Annotated in this window: 12 protein-coding genes; 1 reads left to right on the top strand and 11 read right to left on the bottom strand. The window is 44.0% G+C overall.

Annotated elements, in window-relative coordinates:
• Positions 1–67: 67 nt before the first annotated feature.
• A complete protein-coding gene (locus tag BN6471_RS05750) occupies positions 68–4,237 on the bottom strand; it encodes a GBS Bsp-like repeat-containing protein (protein WP_066646376.1) in 4,170 nt (1,389 codons plus the stop codon).
• A gap of 230 nt (positions 4,238–4,467) precedes the next feature.
• Between BN6471_RS05750 and BN6471_RS05745 the strand changes: the two genes are divergently transcribed.
• Positions 4,468–5,094, top strand: a complete 627-nt coding sequence (locus BN6471_RS05745; RefSeq protein WP_066646371.1) for a hypothetical protein — start codon at positions 4,468–4,470, stop codon at positions 5,092–5,094.
• A 91-nt stretch (positions 5,095–5,185) separates the two neighbouring features.
• Here the strand turns inward: BN6471_RS05745 and BN6471_RS05740 are convergent, their stop codons facing one another.
• From BN6471_RS05740 to BN6471_RS05695, 10 genes are read right to left on the bottom strand one after another with little or no spacing between them, the layout of a single operon-like run.
• Entirely contained in the window at positions 5,186–7,525 is a 2,340-nt protein-coding gene (locus BN6471_RS05740; protein WP_066646370.1) for a glycosyltransferase family 4 protein, read from the bottom strand.
• A 15-nt stretch (positions 7,526–7,540) separates the two neighbouring features.
• Positions 7,541–8,995, bottom strand: coding sequence for a class I SAM-dependent methyltransferase (locus BN6471_RS05735; protein WP_066646369.1), 1,455 nt, complete (start codon positions 8,993–8,995; stop codon positions 7,541–7,543).
• A 1-nt stretch (position 8,996) separates the two neighbouring features.
• Complete coding sequence (locus tag BN6471_RS05730; protein WP_066646368.1) at positions 8,997–10,043, bottom strand: glycosyltransferase family 4 protein; 1,047 nt, start codon at positions 10,041–10,043, stop codon at positions 8,997–8,999.
• A complete protein-coding gene (locus tag BN6471_RS05725; RefSeq protein ID WP_162270181.1) occupies positions 10,040–12,781 on the bottom strand; it encodes a YfhO family protein in 2,742 nt (913 codons plus the stop codon). The genes BN6471_RS05730 and BN6471_RS05725 overlap by 4 nt, the downstream gene beginning before the upstream one ends.
• Positions 12,782–12,822: 41 nt before the next feature.
• On the bottom strand, positions 12,823–14,097 hold the full coding sequence (locus BN6471_RS05720; RefSeq protein WP_066646364.1) for a Coenzyme F420 hydrogenase/dehydrogenase, beta subunit C-terminal domain: 1,275 nt from the start codon (positions 14,095–14,097) through the stop codon (positions 12,823–12,825).
• Positions 14,078–15,154 carry a polysaccharide pyruvyl transferase family protein gene (locus BN6471_RS05715; RefSeq protein ID WP_066646362.1) on the bottom strand — a complete coding sequence of 359 codons (1,077 nt, stop codon included), beginning with the start codon at positions 15,152–15,154 and terminating at the stop codon, positions 14,078–14,080. The genes BN6471_RS05720 and BN6471_RS05715 overlap by 20 nt, the downstream gene beginning before the upstream one ends.
• A complete protein-coding gene (locus tag BN6471_RS05710) occupies positions 15,151–16,377 on the bottom strand; it encodes a lipopolysaccharide biosynthesis protein (RefSeq protein ID WP_066646360.1) in 1,227 nt (408 codons plus the stop codon). Before BN6471_RS05710 ends, BN6471_RS05715 begins: the two co-directional genes overlap by 4 nt.
• A gap of 6 nt (positions 16,378–16,383) precedes the next feature.
• Entirely contained in the window at positions 16,384–17,346 is a 963-nt protein-coding gene (locus tag BN6471_RS05705; protein WP_066646358.1) for a glycosyltransferase family 2 protein, read from the bottom strand.
• Positions 17,333–18,265 (bottom strand): NAD-dependent epimerase/dehydratase family protein, encoded by a 933-nt coding sequence (locus BN6471_RS05700; protein WP_074025758.1) that lies wholly within the window; start codon positions 18,263–18,265, stop codon positions 17,333–17,335. Before BN6471_RS05700 ends, BN6471_RS05705 begins: the two co-directional genes overlap by 14 nt.
• A complete protein-coding gene (locus tag BN6471_RS05695; protein ID WP_278287591.1) occupies positions 18,262–19,068 on the bottom strand; it encodes an HAD-IIA family hydrolase in 807 nt (268 codons plus the stop codon). Before BN6471_RS05695 ends, BN6471_RS05700 begins: the two co-directional genes overlap by 4 nt.
• Positions 19,069–19,071: the final 3 nt, after the last annotated feature.

The raw sequence follows: 19,071 nt of genomic DNA, 5'->3' as shown, positions 1-19,071 counted from the left end.
TATACCATAAAATAATAATAAATGCCACCTCTGTAGATGGCATTTATTATCGTTTAACTATCTTTCTTTATTCTGCTGGTGTCTCTGTTTGCGTGGCGTCCGGCTCTGCTAATTCCTGCTGCTCCGTATTCTCTTCATTCTGCTGTTGTTCCGGGGTAGGTTCAGATGGCATTTTTCTTTCTTCCGGCTGTACTTCAAGATAACGGATTTGTCCTGGCTGTTCCAGAATTTTCTTGATGGCATCCACCAGTTTTTCACCATATCCGGCATCCTGATACCATACCCCGCCGCCCAAAAGCGCCGCATCTTTTATAGTTCCACGGATATCCTCCTGCCATTGCAGATCCACAACAGTCCTGACGCAGTCATCCATCGAAGCATAGCATTTCAGATGCTGTATCTGTGCTCTGATGCCTTCTCTCACCGTTGCATAGCTGATGATTCCACCCGGTTTTTCCACCGACACATCTTCCGCACTGAACACGTAATTCTCGATTGCAAGGTCATTGCCGTTATCAAACCGCAGGAAGTCGGTGTCTATCATTGCCTGTGCAAAAGCGACTTCCGGATTCACGCCTTCCGCTCTCGCCTCTTCCATGTAAAGCCGTACAAATTCTTCAAGCGACATTCCGTAATATTGCGGGAATCCCGTTTGGGCGTCGACAGGCAGGATGTTTCCGGCCTTATCCCTTACTTCCATCGGCAAACCTTTCACATTTTCAATGTAATAATTCACCAGTTGTTCTTCCACTGCGCCAATCTCTTCCCCTTGCCGCATAATCGCATAATCCGGTTCCGTCTCCTCTATCGGCTCTTCCGTTGTTTCAGGAGCTGGTGTCGCGGAAGGTGCAGCTTCGTCCATATCTGGTGTATTGACCGCTTCATTCGAAGGAGCCGGAACTGGTTCCATTTCCTCCAGTACATCCATTGTGCTGCTTGCTGTCATCGTCTTTGCCTGTGCCAGGATACGGTCCATCATATCCACAATGTCCTGCCCATAAGTTCCGCTGGCAGCCCACGTTCCCGAAAGGCCTTCTACCGATGGGGATTTTCCGCGCAGGTAGTCCGCCCATCTTGGGTCAATCGGCTTTCCGGCGCTGTCTTTATATACAACTGCATCCGAGCAGGCATAACATTTCAAATGCTGTACATGGCCAATGATACCATGCTTGATTCCATTTGCGTTATCCCCGTAGACCGCAGAGAAGTCAAATCCCGGGACGCCGCCTCCCGTTGCACCGAGGCCCGCAAAATTGAACTGTCCAATCTTAACGTCTCCACCAAATTGCAGGTAACCCGTTTCGAGGCACATTTGCGCCCAGGCGACTTCGGCGCGCACACCTTCCGTTTTGCATACGTCATAGTAAAGCTGTGCAAACTGCTGAAGATTCACTCCACGCTGCGTATAATAAGTAGGATAGGTCTTCTTACTTGCATTGTAGAAGTTCACCATCTGGGCAACCGTTGCTTCGCTTGTTCCCATGATCGGCGTTACGCCCGTCTTCACATTGACATATTTAAAGCTTGTGTCGTAACGCGCTCCTGCGCTGTCCGTCACATATACTTCTATCGAGTACTGCCCAGACTGCCCGCCATGCTTATTAACATCAAATGTCGCGTGCCAGCCGCCGTCCGAAAGCTTCTGTCCGGTATAGGTATAACTGGTCTGGGAACGTCCTACATTTGTATTCCAGACTGTAATTTCCACCTTGGAAATATCAAATGTCCCTTTCTTTACAACCGCCGAAATATCAAAGCTCGTCTTGTTGGTAGTGCTGTTGGCATCGTAATAAATGCCTGACAATGTCGGCTTGGTTATGGTTACAGCCACATCCTTTTGCGCGAGTTCATACCGCACTCCCTTGCTGTCCGTCACGTATGTTTTAATGGTATACGTGCCGCCTTTTCCGCCGTGTTTGCTGACGTCAAATGTTGCATGCCAGCCGCCATCCGAAAGCTTTTGCCCTGCATAGGTATAACTCGTTTGACTCTGTCCCACGCTTGCATTCCAAACTTCAATGTCCACTTTGGAAATGGTATTCGAACCGGGCGTGACAACTGTTGAAATATCAAATTTCGTCTTCGTTGTCGTGCTGGCGGTGTCATAATAAATGGCTGCCGTCGGTGGAATAATATTTACGGTAACATATTTGTAGATCGTATCATACCGTACTCCCTTGCTGTCTGTTACGTAAACCTCGATGGAATATTTCCCACCCTTTCCGCCATGCTTATAGGCATCGAAAGTTGCGTGCCAACCGCCGTCCGAAAGTTTCTGCCCACTATAGGTATAGCTCGTTTGACTGCGGCCTACATCTGTATTCCAAACCGTGATTTCCACCTTGGAAATATCATTCGAGCCTGCTTTTACGACTGCCGAAATGTCAAACTGCGTCTTGTTTGTCGTGTTGTCAGCATCATAATAGATTCCTGTCGTTGTTGGCTTGGCGATATTCACCGTCACATTCTTTTCTGCAACCTCATAGCGGATTCCCTCGCTATCTGTTGCGTATACCTTAATGGTATACGTACCGCCTTTCCCGCCATGCTTGTAGGCGTCAAAGGTCGCGTGCCAACCGCCGTCCGAAAGCTTCTGCCCGGCATAGGTATAGCTCGTCTGTGCTTTTCCCACGCTTGCATTCCATACTTCAATTTCTACCTTTGAAATATCGCTGGAACCGGGCTTCACGACAGCGGAAATATCAAATTTCGTCTTATCCGTCGTGCTGGCGGCGTCATAATAGATTGTCCCCGTTGGCTCGCTGATTTGCAGCGTCACATATTTATACGTCGTGGCATGCCTTACGCCTTTATTATCGGTGACATAGACCTCGATGGAATATTTCCCGCTCTTCCCGCCATGTTTACTAACGTCGAAGGTTGCATGCCAACCGCCGTCCGAAAGCTTCTGCCCACTATAGGTATAGCTCGTTTGACTGCGGCCTACATCTGTATTCCAAACCGTGATTTCCACCTTGGAGATATCCCTGTCTACGCCTGCCTCCACCACGGCCGAGATATCAAACTTCGTCTTTGCCGTGGTGCTGTCTGCATCGTAATAAATACCCTTTGTCGTCGGTTTCGTCAAGTCCGTGGTAGTCGTCACATATTTATAATCTGAAGCGACCCGGTTCCCTTTCGCGTCTAAAGCATAAACCTCAATTGAATATTTCCCCGGCAAGCCTCCATGCTTTTTCTGGTCAAAAGTCACGTGCCAGCCGCCGTCGGATAATTTCGTCGCTTTATAAGTATAGCCGGTTGTTGCCCTGTCATAATTTGTATTCCAGATCACCATTTCCGCGCCGGCTGCGCTTCCGTTGATCACAGCGGAAACATCAAAGCTTGTTTTGGCCGTAGTAGTATCAGCATTATAGTAAATACCGGCTATATTGGTGTTGCTTGTCGGGTATTTTGCAAAGAAACTTTCCACCCCATTCGCGATGGAATCCATCAGCGCCGTCTGGCAGGCAGTTTTTTGCATATTCGCCAAATCGCTGGCATTGGTCATAAAGCCCGCCTCGATAATAATAGACGGCGCCAGCGAATATTTGATGATCGAATTGGATATCCATGTGACAGAATTGCTGCTTTTGAAATAACTCTTCATGTTGGTGGAAAACTGCGCACTGATTTGATCGGAAGCATATTTGGAACGCGTAACAATATCGCTTGAACGCCCGTCTCCGGTGTGGGTGGAATAGCCTACCAGCAAACCGTTCGACGTAGAATTTCCCTCCACGGAGTTACGGTGCATCGTAATAATAAGATCCGGCTTCACCGTAACGCTTGGATTCACGCTTGACGGATTGTTGCAGGCGGGAATGAGTTCTCCCTTTGTACCGTTCTCCGGGTTGTCCCTGAATTGATATTGTCTTCCGCCATAATCGTTGTTGGATGCCGGTGGCGTTGTAATGATCACCGGAAGGTCTGAGGAATAGGTCATGATATTTGTAAGATAAACTGTATATCCCAGAGATTGTAACTTTTTCCCCAACAGATGTGATGACCATTCGTTCATATAGTCCTCGGTAATAACGCTTCCGTCCGGATTTGTACCAGAGGTACCTGAAGTTTTGGAAGAAGGGGAATGTCCTGGGTTAATAAAAATAACGCCCTTGCTGCCTGCGGCTTCCGCTGTCTGCGTTCCCGTAAATGTCGTCAGGCCAAACGCAGCCACACAGGTAAGCGCCATCAGCAACCAGGCGATTCCTCTTTTAAAAACACTAATTTTTGTCATCTTCTTTCCCCTATCAATGATATCCGATATTTCCCGTTAAAAATATTATCTTATATAATGTTACGTAGTTGATTATAATATATAAAATATTATATTTCAATATCAAAAATGTTAACAAAACGTAATATTTTCTCCGGATCCCTTTACATTTTCGTATTTTTATACTACTATTTTATAATACGTACATATTAGTTAGTTTTGTTTGCTGGCAGATAAGGAAGGATTTTGGTATGTCAAAAAAAGGGAAAGTTTTACTTATAGTTATTTTGGCGGTGATTGCCTGTCTCATCGTTTTATTCTTGGTGCTGGGAAATCCGCAGGCAACAAATCTTCCTTTATCCCCAGATCCATCCACTGAATCTTCTTCCACGTCATCTGTTCCGGGTAATCAAAATACCGCTGCTCCTTCTGCACTTTCCTCTCCGGCTCCGGTTGCTTCCCAGCCCCCGCTGACAGAAGACGATCCGGTAGACTATGAAGGAGGTGCTATTCAATACCAGTATTATGATCTCGAAAGAAATGGTTACGAAACCGCTTCTGTTGATGTTTCGGGAGAGAGCACGCTGAAATACGGCCTCGAGGTGATTGCACAGCAAATATATGGCGTAGGTCTCGCCGATTCCCCGATTGATCCGCAGTCAATTACGTTAGATAATGGGAACTTAACGATTGATTTTAAACCGGAAATCAAGTCGTCGTTAGGCGCTGCCAATGAATCGGTAGTTCTGGACGCAATCGCCGATCTCTACCTGAATAATGTAGAAGGCGTGAAGGCAGTCTATTTTGGAATTGACGGAGGCGGGTTCATTACAGAGAATATTGAACTGTTCCGAAATGAACCCTATCGGACAAAGTAAAGATCACGCCATCTGTAAATAAGCTGTTTAAGTTTAACGCCTCAAAAAGCAGGGGTACGAATTTTTATTCGGCTCCTGCTTTTCTGTTTCCTTAGATTTCCATCAGCTGCATCAACTTTTCTTCAAAAGGTTTACTGATAACGGTCCAATCAAATTTTTTCTCTACATACTCTCTCGCCCGTATGATGCGCTCGTCCTCTTTTTTCAAGTCAAAATGCTTGATACGGTCCGCCATCTCCTCCACCGGTTCCGCGATCAGGAAAAGTTCCTTGCTGTCAATACCCCGCGTTCCAAATTCAGTTGTAATGATGGGCAGTCCCGCCGCCATATAATCAAACATTTTTAAATTCGTACCCGATCCCGAAAGCATTGGGTTGAGCGCAAAATCCGCAAGGGCAAAAATTTTGTTTTTTACGCTCTCTTCCACAATTCCCATCAGGCCGACATTTTCCGGGAGCCGTCGCCCCCCGAAATAGCCGCATTGGCTTCCCAACAAAACAAATTTTACATTAGGGCACAACGGTGCTATTTCAAATATTTTTTCGCACGCTTCAAGATTCGGGCCATGCCAGCTCCCCATAAAAATCCCTATGGTCTCATTCTGCAGTCCCGCATTGCATTTATTTCGCATCCGTTCCTCCATGGATACGAAGCAGGTTTTTGTCGTATCTACGCCATTCGGTACAACCAAAATCTTATCTGCGCCGATTCCATATAGAGACGTCAATGCCTGCCTGTCTTCCTCGGAACAGGTAATGATAAACGCACTTTTTTCGCAGCATTCTTTTTCCACCTCAAATACCTGCCGCAGCAGCTCCTTCGAGATTTGGCTTTGTGGAAGCATTGCCTTTTTCATATAAAATTCTACATTATGCGCTTCATACACAAAAGGCTTTCCGCTTAAATATTTCTTCGCTTCCGGATAAAGGTAGGGATGGGAAATTACTACCGCAGCGCTCTTCTTGATAGAGGCGGCAAGCTTTTCTCCATACTGCGGCGTCTCCCCCGATAAAGTAATCATCCCAATATCGGTAATTGGTATTCCCACCTGTTGTTCAATTACCGTTTCCGCTTGCTGGTGTCTTTCGCTTTTGGCCGTCCGGTCCTCTGTTAATCCTGAGGCGATATAGTTCCTTTTGGCGTGTTCATTCACTGCCCCAAACGACTCGATTTCCACATCCATATAGCGTGCGACATTTTTATACAAATCATAGATTCTTGCCTGACCGCCTCCCTGCGGCGGATAGATTGGAAACGTAGATGTAACTGTCAGCCTTTTTCGCGCCTTGCCCGTTCCCGACAATAACCGGGCAGCCATATTTTCCCAGGTAATCTCTTTTACTTTCTGATAGGCGTTTTCTCCCATACGCACTGCTTCCTGCGGATGGGCAATCATCCATGAAATCTTATCGCCAATCTTCTGCGCATCAAATTCCGTGACAAACCCGGTCTCCCCATTTACAACAAATTCATTCGGACCACCTGCATCCAAAGTGGTAATCACAGGCTTCTTTCTCATCATTGCCTCGATCGTTATCAGTCCGTAATCTTCATCATAGGGAAAATAAGGAATCACAAGGCTGTTCGCATAATATTCCTGTACTTCTTCATCACTGACAAAGCCCAGCATTTCGATGCGTGCGTCGCCTTTGGACAATTCTTTTAGCTTTTCTTCTTCAGGCCCGGTTCCGGCAATGTAAAGCTTAATATCTTCTTTTACATATTTCATGGCTTTTATCAGCATATCGATTCGTTTGGGCCCGTCCAGCCGGCTTACCATAAAAAGATGCTGATATTCACCTGTTGTGAATTCGGTTAAGGTAGAAGGCGGATAAATCGTTTCCACACTGGCTCCGTCGGGAAAATAATCCGTCCTTTTTTTTACTGTATCGGAAATAGCGGCATACTTTTGCACTCCTTCGCTAAGTCCCACATAATCCAGGTAATGAATAATTTTCCGGATAAGCGACCCGGGAAATATAAAATATTCTTCCGGAACAGATGCATCCCGCAGCGATAACAAAAGCTCAAAGAACGGGCCTAAATCGGTTGGACATGGATTGGCTTCCATATAGTCCAAAACGGCGTCCACTTCATGTATTCCCCGTTTCACTTCTGTTACAGGAGAAAAATATGTGTCGTACAGTCCGCGCAAAGTGTGGATCATATAGCATATTTTATTTGGATGCCTTACCATCCATGAAGGATACTTTGTTACAATTACCTGATCAAAATGCGACAAGTCCAGTTGATAAAAATCCTGGTAGCTTTCGATCAAATCCCAGAAATTCAATTCCCTCAATGGCAACTTAATCAATTCCGCCTGATGTGGGGTATAACGATTGATGGAATCGCATACTCCCCACAGCAAATTTTCCGCGCCTCCAATTGTAAAAGGCACCGGGCTGGGGCCTACAACAGCAATTTTCATATCTTTCGTCTCCGTTTACTTTTTCGCAATAACCGCATAGTCCTGGCTGCCAAACAATAGATCCGTCACCAGATTGATTCCATTATTGAATTCTTCCAGATTGTCTACGCCTTTCCCGCTCAAAAGAGGCAGACGGTAACCAGATCTGCTGGCTTCCGTAAAGAGTATTTCAACCTCGCTGAATCCCGCTTTTCGCAAATAATATTCCATCGTTTTGGGATGAACCGGTTTATTATGGGAGGGATCCAGGTAAAAAGAATTCATATAGGTCGCAAGACATGTAGGATTCGGCGTTTCTGCAATAAAGAATGCTCCCTCCTGCAATTTTTTGTAAGCTTCTGCGCACAAGCTCAATATCTGCTCCACCTCTAAATGCTCAATCAACTGCGCTGCGAAGATTCCACCCAATGATTCATTCTCTATTCCTGCCAAATATTCAACTGCATCTCCTTCAATCGCATCAAAACCGTTAAGCCTGCAAAAATAAACATAATCCGGATACAGGTCAACACCTTTCGCGGGAATTTCTTTTTCTTTCATAATTTCCAAGAATTCACCGCGGCCACATCCCAGGTCAAGAATATTTGTTCTCCCTTCGAAATAGGGCGCATAGACTTCCTGTCCTGCCTTAATTTCTTCACGCGAACCCCGGAAATGATTTTCAAAATCAAAATAATCAATTGCCGCGTAAGTATCCTTTGATTCAGGATCCGGTCTGCCGCTTTCCTGCCCTTGTACTGGCTCAGCGCACGAAGGCGTTCCCGGCAGCATGGCAGAAGATTCCCTTTGTTTTTCCTGCTCCCGCAAAAAGCGCGCAAAGGTCTCTGTCTGCCTGTCAAATTTTTCCGATACCTTTTTGATCATTTCACGCTGCTCTGCCAGCTCCTTGATTTTATCCAGCAACTGTTGGTTTTCTTCCTCCAAATAAGCCGCAACATTTTCTATTTCTTTTTTTATTTCCTTATTTTTTTCATCCAGCTCCAATACTCTTTCAGCAATATCTGCTGTTTTTCTTTTGTTATCGTTTATATCCCTCCGCAGCTCCCGCAGCTGTTCAATGACTGTTTGTGGATTCGCCACAACCGCGCCATTGTATAAAATATTAATTGCGGACATAACCGCCAAATTAAATTCGTTCTGATCTACCCGCATAGGATCAACTACAAAACGTGCCGCCTTCCGGATTGCACGCTTCGCCGTCGTCTTCAGTTTGTTCCCCCCCGCCAGAGGCCGGTCATAGATAACATTATGATCTTTTTCAATCAGATCCTTCCAACGCTTCAGCTCATCAATATTAAAATGAACTGTGCCCACTTCCGAACTTCCCTGCTGGCTCCTGCACAGGTCTGGATCTTTTCCCAGAATTTTAAGGACTTCCTCTATTTTCATCGTTTGAGCAAATGTTCCAGTCTCCCTTTCGCCAGTTTCAATTTCCGCTAATATCTTTTCTATCTTCGAAGCTGTATCCATACTATTTCGTTAACTCCTTCACAACATTTTCCCACGTAATATTCATATCGGAAAGACGTGTTTTTGCGGCAATCCCCATTTGCCGTGCCATCTTCTTGGAATGCGCAAATTCGTCAATTGCTTTTGCAATTTCCAGAGGTTCCGGCGAAACAATCAATCCGTTTTTCTCATTTTCAACAAACTCCAACGGGCCTCCGCTGTCTTTTGCCGTAATGACTGCACGCGCCGCTTCCATTGCCTCTAAAGTAATATACCCGTAATCTTCATCGATCGGAATAAATAATACGGCCCTTGCGTTCGCATACAGCTCTAATTTCCGGCCTGTTGATACAAAATCAAAATATCTGACTTTATCCTCTAATCCTTTTTGCCGAATGGTTTCAAGCAATTGGCGGCGTTCGTGTTCTGTCCCCGCTTGCCCGACCAGATACAGCTTAATGTCCGACTTTACATACTCCATCGCTTCCAGCGCAAGCATCTGCCTTTTCGTAACATTGATCCTGCTAGGCATCAGGATATAGTCTCCATATTCTTCCGCGTAAAATTTGTCATGATCTGGGCATGGATGGTATAAAGTTTGGGCATTCAGTCCATTATATCGTTTCAGCCTGCCGGCAACATTATCGGCAATCGTATAGAGCCGCTTTGCTTCCGGCAGATAAGTATTGTCCGCCCGGTATACAATATCGCGGAATTTTCTTCCTGTTTCATCATCTTTAATGGTGCTGCTGGGCGCATTGAACAAATCGTATGCGTTTCGGTGCTGGTGGAGAATCCATAACACCTTATTTTCATGTGGAATAAAATAAGCAGGGAACTTAAGCCCGATGCAAAGGTCGCTTTTTCCTGCCCATCCATAGGTTAATTCCAATAGTCTTGACGCGACAATATGATCTTCCAAACGCTCAAGCGGGCTATCCATAAAAGGCATCGTCACAATTTCCGCTTCATACCCGTTTTCTATGAAAGCACTTTTTAAATTTTGTGCGAGAAATTCCGCGCCGCCCGTTATAAACGGGATTTGAACTGTTGAAATAATAATCCTCATTTTCCGTTATCCGTCCTCTTTTTCTTTCTGCTCTGCGCCACGAAATAAATTATAAGAAAGCACACCGTGCATGCAGATATAACCGCCCCTGCATAGAAATAGCTTGGTATATATTTAAATTCCACAATATGCTCTCCCGCCGGAACGTCGATTCCCTGCAACGTTCCGTTCGCAATATAAATCTGGGTTTCCTGCCCGTCTACATATGCCTTCCACGCAGGATAATAATTCTGTGCCATCACGACAAAGGTGTCTTGGTCGGCATTTACTTTTGCAGACACATTATTCGGATCGATAGATTCTATTGAAATCTTTGTATTGCTTTCCAAAAGTTCCATATCATCATGGCCTACAACGTAAATATTCCGGTCAAAGTCATTTGTCTTAGTATCCGCTATGATCTGTTCCGCCGTTTGCATCCCGATTACATAATCCGCAGAATATACCATTCCTTTTACATACGGATTCTCATATATCGTTATATTTCCATTTGCTTTTTTTTCATTTTCTACGACCCCATAATCTTCTACTTCCGCAGCAATCGGTAAGTCGACAGGTACCGCAACAGAGTCATATATCCTGATATCTTTAACCGTCACTGTATCGCTATTCCCTTGGGCAAGCAACCGTACAGAAGCTTTCCCGGGAGCGTCTTTCATCGAATTAATAAGGAATCTCCTCGTTTCTTCCCCGTATCCTCTCAAATCGAGATCATGTTCAAAATGATCATAATCGTTTTCCTGGCTGTTGCCTGCATAGAGATCAATATACAATCTTTCAGCATTTCCCCCATCCACAACTGTAGCTTCCACAAAATAATAGTGATCGGGCTGAAGCTCAAATTCCTCCTGCCATGCAACTCTTTCCCCATCGCCTGGCTCAATACGAACGATATCTTTTTCTAAAATAAGATCTGCCGGTTTTATATCCCAGACTTCAAACCCGTACCCGTCCTGCACTGCAAAGTATTTAACGTCCAGCATCGAATAAAGTGATAGATTCTCTATTCTCTGCTCCGTCCCAACATATACAGAAATATCATACCAATTGCTAAACATCTTAAGGTAATTTTGGTTTTCATAGGAAATATAGCCATTCAGATCCATATACCGGTTGATTGTTTCGCTCGTAATATACATATTCATGCTACGATTTTTCTGATGTGATGTCCCTCCGACTTTTGCAACCCGGTATTCAAGTCCGGCATTGTCGTTCATAAAGTTTGAAAATTCTGTATTCTTCAACAGCTCTGCATCAAACCTTCTTGTCACGCGCTCTGGCAATTCAAAATCTTTTGCATTGTTCATAAAAAACACGTCACATATATTTAGGATTACCAGTGCAATGACAAAAATTGTAGCAAGATACCTTCTTTTTTCTTTTAATGTAAGCAGCATGATTATAAATGCAATAAGAATATTGAGTCCTGCAATTACCAATAGCATTACACCTGCCATCTTAATTTTGTTGTCTATTCCAAAGTTGAACCACTCATGCCTGTTTACATAAAAGATTCCCAACAGCACACAAACCGCTATAAAAAATAAAATACTAAACTTTAGATAACGTTTATATTCTTTGTTGCGAATAATTTGGTTCAAAGCAATCGCAGCAAGTGCAATTTCGCATATTGCAAACAAGAAAACTGCCCGCGCTGTGCAGCGGAACGACCCTATAAACGGTATCTTTTGGACCAATCGTCCTATTGGCTCAACGCTGGGGCAAATCATGAACAGAAACACCAGCACCATGCCAATTCCCAATACTTTCACTTTGAAATTCTTCCTGCAAAAAATAAGGGCATAGATGCACAGCGCCAGTACAACAAGTCCAAAATAAATATCTACCGTAAATTCTCCCTTGTATGCTACGCTATTCATCGTGCGCCAAGCCTCCGGAGACAGCATTCCGACTACAACTCGCGGGTCAAAACTAAAAGAAGCAAAATGCTCATAGGAATCCCCTATGGCCCTTCCGGTGAAGCGGATTAATTGAAAAGTGGGAAGCAATATAACAGCCCACAAGCATACGGCGACGATAAAGGCACCAATTAGGGAACCGATTAAACGGTACCACTTAATTTTCTTATGCAGCCCGCATGCAACATAATATATCGCAACAAAAATACAGGAATATATTAGGACCTGCTGAAATCCTGCCAGAGCTTGCATGGCGACGGCGATACCCGCTAATAACATGTATTTAAATTCGGCATTGTGCTTCAAAAGCTTTTCTGTAAGCAGAAGAACCAAGGGAGTCCAAACCATAGTGGCAACGACTCCAGAGTGTGCCATACGAAGCAGCAACATATTAGATAGCATAAATACTATCCCGCCAAAAAATGCAGCATGTACCGAAAGGTTTAATTCCTTCAGGTAAAAAAATAAAAAGATACCGCCGAGGGATAAATGCAGCGCAAAATAAAGGGTCGTCTGCGTGACCGCATCAAATGGCATGACTATCCATGCGAGTGGATACATAAGATAGGGAGATATCCACGGAGTGCCACTTGCCTCGTAAATATTCCAAAAGGTCATTTTCCCGCTTGTAAAAGCTTCTCTTACAATGCTATTTCTCGAGAACGTTCCAACCATATCACCAGCGTCAATCAATTGGTGATTAACAAGCGCATCAGCAAACAGAAGAAGCGGTATTACAAGGAATAATGCAATATAGATGCACTCCATTCGGTACTTTATAAATGGATTATTTTGTTGTTGTAGAACCGTCTTCTCCATACTCCACTCCATTGGCATGAAATTTTTTTTATTATACCACACTACTGATGCTCTTGTCTTTCCATCGTTCTTTCCAAATCATCAACTATATACTTTATACGGTTTAATGTTCCGCTGCGCTTGTAAACAGCCAACATCCCACGTGCAGTATTTTTAGACCCTAAGATCTTTTTTACTCCATGTTTAAGCGCTCTTTTCAGGCGGAAAGAATGCTTTTTATCTAGGTACTTTTTACGAAGTTCATCATATGATAGTTCCAGCGAGTCTTTCATAAATACATCGTGCAGCGCCTGTTTAGGCGTCGGTCTCCACAGGTTGTGGTTAAATGCCAGGCATTCAAAAAGTTCTCGTTCTTCACAAAAAATACCCGGTTTTATTTTTTCAAATGACTCCATTCCTCTTTTCGTATTGATAATCACCTGGGACATTCCCTTTTTATTATAATGGCCGAAAGGCTTGATTACGCCCAAGCCAAAAAAATCTCCAATTGTAATATCGCTTACGCGCGGCATCTTCGCAAACCGGCACTGATAACAGCTCTCCCGGTAGGAAAGCCCCGACAGATAACCAATCAGGTAAGGATCGTACGAAGAATCCCGGTAAATTGTTTCCCCGTTTTCAAAACGGATTTCAACGCACCTTTGAATCAGGATAGACCAACCGTTTTGCTTGCTGGTATGATTGATTCCTGCCACTTTCGATTGATGTTCCTTTTCCATTCTATGAATTTCCATCTGCAAAAGGAACAAAGGGCTAACTCCATGGCATACAATATCTACAATCAGCAAATTAGAATAATCTTTTCCAAGATAAGCCCTCAATCCCCCTGCCTGGCAGGGAAGGCCGCAAAACAAAACCGACAGCCCATTATCTAAATCTTGTTTGATTTGTTGATAACTCCCTCCCACCCGGCTTTGGACATATTTTGAAGCACGCATCGGCTGTAATTCTTCTATGGCCGTTGCTTTCCGGAAGCAAACGTCAAAATTTTCTTCGTATACTGCCGAAAAGACAGAACCGCCATCTTTTATCGTTTGTTCCGCCAATACCGTAAACATCCCGCCCGAAGCACTTTCTCCGAGCACTTTTTCATTTTCAAAACAAGTTACATATGCTTTTGGCATTACTGTATCCTTGGGAATCACCGGATGTAAGACAGGACATACATTCCGGCACTTTCCGCATTCAATACATCCTTCTCCAATTTCCGGGAGCAAAATTTTTTTCTTGTTTTCTTTTATTGTGATGCAATGTTTTGGGCACGCATTTTCACATGCGCCGCACGCACTGCACAGATCAGGTTCGCATAAAGTCATTCTGTTTGACCTCCCCTATTTTATAAAGAGCATTATTTAAATAATCCCAGGATTTTTTTCTCCACATCTCCAGAGTTTTCTCAAATATATCATACTCTATATTTTTTTCTAAAATACGCCCCTTGAAAATCCTGTCCTGTAATCCGAACATTTCCAACAGCAATCTTATCTTCTTGCCCCGCAGTTGACTCGTAAATGCGGTAAAATTTCGATGATGAAGCATAGAGAAAATAGTCCCATGAAAAGTCGAAACCATCGAATATTCACTTTTGGCAAAAACCTGCTGTAATTGTTCAGGGCTATGGACATCGCAAAACTCATCGCACCAATCATGCTGCCACGAAATCGCCTTTAACAGTATATCGTTTTTTTGGGCATAAGAGGTAATCGCTTCAACCTGGTCTGGAGCAAAATGTTCCCCATAAACGGCAATATATCCTCCGCCGCCCACATCATCCTGCACAAAAAATGGATATAGCAATGTCGGGTCTATCACCAACTCACATTTCTTCTCTGACAACCGCTCTACCCACTCTTGCGTATATACGTCGCGTACAGCAAGGCAAGTAAAACTTTGCAGTCCGCGCTTCATCTTTTGCTCCAGTTTTTGATCCGGATTTTCCATTGTAATACCCGAAGTGGAGTAGGATATGCGCGGGCATCTCAGGCCGTATCCAAAATAGCTAGGAACATAACGCGTAAGCGGATTCGTGGCGGACCACAACTCATCGCTTCCTATAATAACACAATCATATTCCGCAGATAACTTTTTAATACTAAGCCGCGCTTCCGAAATGGTTTGCTTGCTTATTGCCTTTTGCAGATTCAGGTAATTATTATATGCAGCCACCTTTTTCCCAATCGCCCTCTTTACTTTCTCCGGCAAGAACACCGTCCCGATATGCCCTGCCCATAATCTGGGTGAACGCCAATAACGAACGCTCTCATTGATTAATTCGCATTCATGTCCCAGGCTTTGTATCGCCTTACACAGGCTGACAGCCTGATAGTAAGATCCATAGTCGGCAAAATATACCGTCAAAATTCCTATTTTCAATTCGGAGCCTCCTTAATTGCAAAATTCTTTTCTTTGCTTTTTTTCAGGCCAATCAAAAGCGTACACATAAAACGGTAGATATTGGAAATTAACACGGCAAGCGCAAACCCGGCAATAGCCCAGTAGTGTGTAAATAATACCGATAAAATTGTGAGAAGTACCGCATAAGTTCCTTGAATAATCAGTTGCCATTTTACGCTACTCAGCGTAAGGACAACAATCAGCAATAGGCTGCCTGCAAAAAATACAATTTGCGAAATATTTATAATGACAATCAAAAAGAAAGGCTGTCCGGCTAGGTTTGGATAGAAAATTCGGATGAAAATCGGGGTGGCAACGATGGCAACCACCAAAAACGCAGCGCACAAAACCGCCATTAAAATAATAATTTTAAGATAGAGCTTCTTGCCCATCATGTCGCTAAATTTGGATAAATAGCTAATCATAATGCTGCTGATCGGCCCTACCAGCAGCGCCACTGTTTTCCCAATCAAGGAAAGGACATAATATTGCGAAACAGCATCACTGCTCACCATGTTCATTAAAACAAGACGATCCATGTTCATCATTGAATAGGACAACAAATAAGAAAGCGCAAGAATAAACGAATCGCGCAGCACTGCTTTTCTGTTCTCGGAGCATTGGAACGCTTTCTTATAAATATTTCCGCGCAGTATTACAAAAAGAATCGGCGCTGCCTCCGCGATCAGAAATACCCATACCCAGTTTTTAGTAAGATAGTATGCTCCCAGCCCGAGCAAATACCCGATGGATAAAATTACATAAAAAACCAGATATTTTTTGTAATTAATTTTTAGCCGATATTCCACATCCGAATAGTAGCGGAAAATGGTTAAAATAGTGATTGCAGATAAAATAATTGCCGTCATCAGGCTAAGCTGTCTGCTAAAAAGCAAAATGACAACCACGGCTGCGACAGATAAACCCGAAAACAAGAGCAAGGTAAAATTATAATCACCGTTTTTTGTTTCGAGACGATTTTGAAGCACTAAGCGGGTATTATTCACTGCCGGGCCAAACGATGGTGCCAAAATAGAAACGATACCTATCAGATATAGGACGTCTCCAAACGCCGATTCCCCCATTTCCCGATTAATAAGCGGATAGACAATCAGCTGCAAAACTCCGTTGAACAATACGAGCGCAACCATGCTGTACAGCAAATCCCCTGCGATCGCCTTTTTCTTAATTTGTTTTTCCATTTTATATTATTTCTCTGAATCTTTCTTACTTTCGGAAGTGAAATTAATCCGCTTCTCTTCCACCACGAGCGGCCTTTTCATGACTCGTGTATTAATATTCAAAATATACTCTCCCATAAATCCTATAAAAAACATTAACAAAGAACCGATCAGAAACAAACCAATCAGGATCGGGGCCGTCCCGGCCGCAAAATTGTCCCAGTTCACCAGCTTTAAAATCAAATAGATAATGGCAATTACAAAACTCGCTGCCGAAAAAATAAATCCAACGATCGTGGCCAGTCTTAAAATAACTTTTGAATAAGACGTGATTCCAAGCATCGCCATATCATATAAGGTATAAAAATTATTTTTTGTCTTTCCTGCTTTGCGTTTTGGCTGTTCATAAGGAATTTCTTTGCGTTCCGGCCCTAATTCCGCTACAATACCGCGCATATAGGGCATCGGATCGTCAAGCTCGCGCAGCACTTCGATAAAGCTCTTATCATAAAGCCCAAATCCGGTAAAATGTTCGATCTGGTCTACATCGGATATCTTTTTAATTAATTTGTAATAAGCTGAACGGATCGCATACATCAACTTATTTTCTTCGCTGTTTGTTTTAACGCCGATGACAATCTTATATCCGTTCTCCCACTCTTTTACAAATTGGGGAATTAATTCCGGTGGATCCTGGAAATCCGCACACAGTGATATTGTGCAATCCCCGCTGGTTTGCAGCAATCCATAATAAGGGGAACGAATATGCCCAAAATTCTTGGCATTAAAGATCGTTTTAATATGCGCGTCATTTTTGCACATTTCTTCAAGCAAATCCCGCGTGCCGTCAGTAGAGTAGTTGTCGATAAAAACAATTTCATAGTCATAACTTGGCAATTGTTTCTGAAATACATTTCTGAGTGCTTCTGAAAGCGGTTTTACATTCTCAACTTCATTGAAACATGCCACCAAAATGCTAATTTTTTTCATTTTCCATTTCCTTTTTTCGCCATTCTATCGCGTGCCTAATGCCTTCCTCAAAAGGCGTATCAGGAAAAAATCCTGTATCTTGGGTCAAATTCCTGATATCAGCCTGCATTTTCATCACCTGATCCGGATAATAGTCCCGTTCGCCAAACCCAATCTTCAGCTTCGTATCGATCGAGTCCCGAATTGTCTCGATATACCGTTTAAGCGGTTGGGCCTTTCCGCTGCCAATACAGTATATGCTTCCGTCTTTTCCAGACTCTCCAATCGCCAAAAACGCTCTGGCGGCGTCTGCGCCATAGATATAGTCCCATATTTGGTCACAATTTGTCAATGCCGGCGTTTGTCTCCGCAAGAAACTGTCTACACAATATGAAATCAGCGTATATGGATTATCCATCGGTCCATACGCGCTTAAAATACGTCCCCAGCAATGCCGGATTCCATACTGCCTGCACAAAATTCTGCTGAGCGCTCCAGCCGTATGTTTCGCAATTCCATAACCAGTCTGCGGATCGACTGGCAAAAAAGGAGAAAGCGTTCCATCTGCAATACGTCCATACTCTGCCTGAGAACCTGCTCCAATAAAAGCGCTGCAGCCGGAACGCTTTGCAAGTTCAACCGCATCGAGCGTATATTGGATATTTTTCATTTGCGCCGCGACATTGTCCCGTCCGCCGCCGTATGTTTTTTCCCACGCCATATGAAACAATATCCCGCCTTCCCCCTTCTGAGGAGGCAGGCCGGATAAATTGCCAAGATCACATTCTATAATTTTTACATTGGGGTGCTCCGGTATATTCCGGCGCTTTGAAGAGCCTGGGCGAATAACAGCAAGTACTTCGATTCCCCGCGTTGCTGCCAGCCGTGCCAGAAAGGCCCCAATCATGCCCGTCGCCCCCGTCACAATAATCTTTTTCACATTTTCTTCCTTAGTAAGTCATTTTGAACGAACTGGTATAAACTTTTTGCGCACAGGACCCCCCGTTCATCCTTCATCCATTCTTCCTTCCCCACATATACCGCCGGGATGCCGGCTTTTTTCGCCAGCTTAATGTCCGCATGGTATAGGTCTCCCACCAATACGAGTTCATCGTGGGTAACATGATATGCGTCACAGACAACATCCAGGATCCGCGGCTCCGGTTTCCCGGCGTTTACGTCCGCTTTTCGTGTATAGCAACCTTCGATTGCCCCAACCGTATAACCGCAGCCAGGCATCAGATTATCATTCACATCGGGAAAATATGGGTCCCTGTTGCAAATTAAAAAAGGTACGTTGCGGCGCAGCGCAATAATAGCTTGCGCCGCGTCATCATATGTCACGTCTTTCTTGAATCCAACCAAGATACAACTGCATGTATCCGGCGGGGCCGTCTGTATATCTGCCTCGTGCAGCCTTTCGCGCATCTCTTCGCTTCCTACGTAAAAGACTCCGGTTTTATCCAACTGTTTTTGCTTAATATAACGAATTGCCGAATCAATCGAAGTATACACTTCTCCTTCGTCACAGCATATGCCCAGTTTATTCAATTTCATGCAAACGGATGTCCTGCTTTTCCCGGAATTATTCGTCAGGAACGCGACACGATACCCAGCCTCGCGCAACAGCGCAACTGCCTTATCTGCATTTTCGATCAAAGTGTTGTTCAAATATAATACTCCGTCCAAATCCAACACAAAGACCTTTTTTTTCTTTATCTCAGAAATCAATTCGTTCCGCATCGT

Source organism: Christensenella timonensis (genome assembly GCF_900087015.1).
GTDB classification, from domain to species: domain Bacteria; phylum Bacillota; class Clostridia; order Christensenellales; family Christensenellaceae; genus Christensenella; species Christensenella timonensis.
Note: the sequence above shows the minus strand (reverse complement) of the source record. Positions and strands in the feature narration are given on the sequence as shown.

Coding starts and splice junctions, on each gene's coding strand:
- BN6471_RS05735 (WP_066646369.1), bottom strand. CDS start 8,995: ATGGATACAGCTTCGAAGATAGAAAAGATATTAGCGGAAATTGAAACT.
- BN6471_RS05720 (WP_066646364.1), bottom strand. CDS start 14,097: ATGACTTTATGCGAACCTGATCTGTGCAGTGCGTGCGGCGCATGTGAA.
- BN6471_RS05740 (WP_066646370.1), bottom strand. CDS start 7,525: ATGAAAATTGCTGTTGTAGGCCCCAGCCCGGTGCCTTTTACAATTGGA.
- BN6471_RS05725 (WP_162270181.1), bottom strand. CDS start 12,781: ATGGAGAAGACGGTTCTACAACAACAAAATAATCCATTTATAAAGTAC.
- BN6471_RS05710 (WP_066646360.1), bottom strand. CDS start 16,377: ATGGAAAAACAAATTAAGAAAAAGGCGATCGCAGGGGATTTGCTGTAC.
- BN6471_RS05730 (WP_066646368.1), bottom strand. CDS start 10,043: ATGAGGATTATTATTTCAACAGTTCAAATCCCGTTTATAACGGGCGGC.
- BN6471_RS05695 (WP_278287591.1), bottom strand. CDS start 19,068: ATGCGGAACGAATTGATTTCTGAGATAAAGAAAAAAAAGGTCTTTGTG.
- BN6471_RS05705 (WP_066646358.1), bottom strand. CDS start 17,346: ATGAAAAAAATTAGCATTTTGGTGGCATGTTTCAATGAAGTTGAGAAT.
- BN6471_RS05750 (WP_066646376.1), bottom strand. CDS start 4,237: ATGACAAAAATTAGTGTTTTTAAAAGAGGAATCGCCTGGTTGCTGATG.
- BN6471_RS05745 (WP_066646371.1), top strand. CDS start 4,468: ATGTCAAAAAAAGGGAAAGTTTTACTTATAGTTATTTTGGCGGTGATT.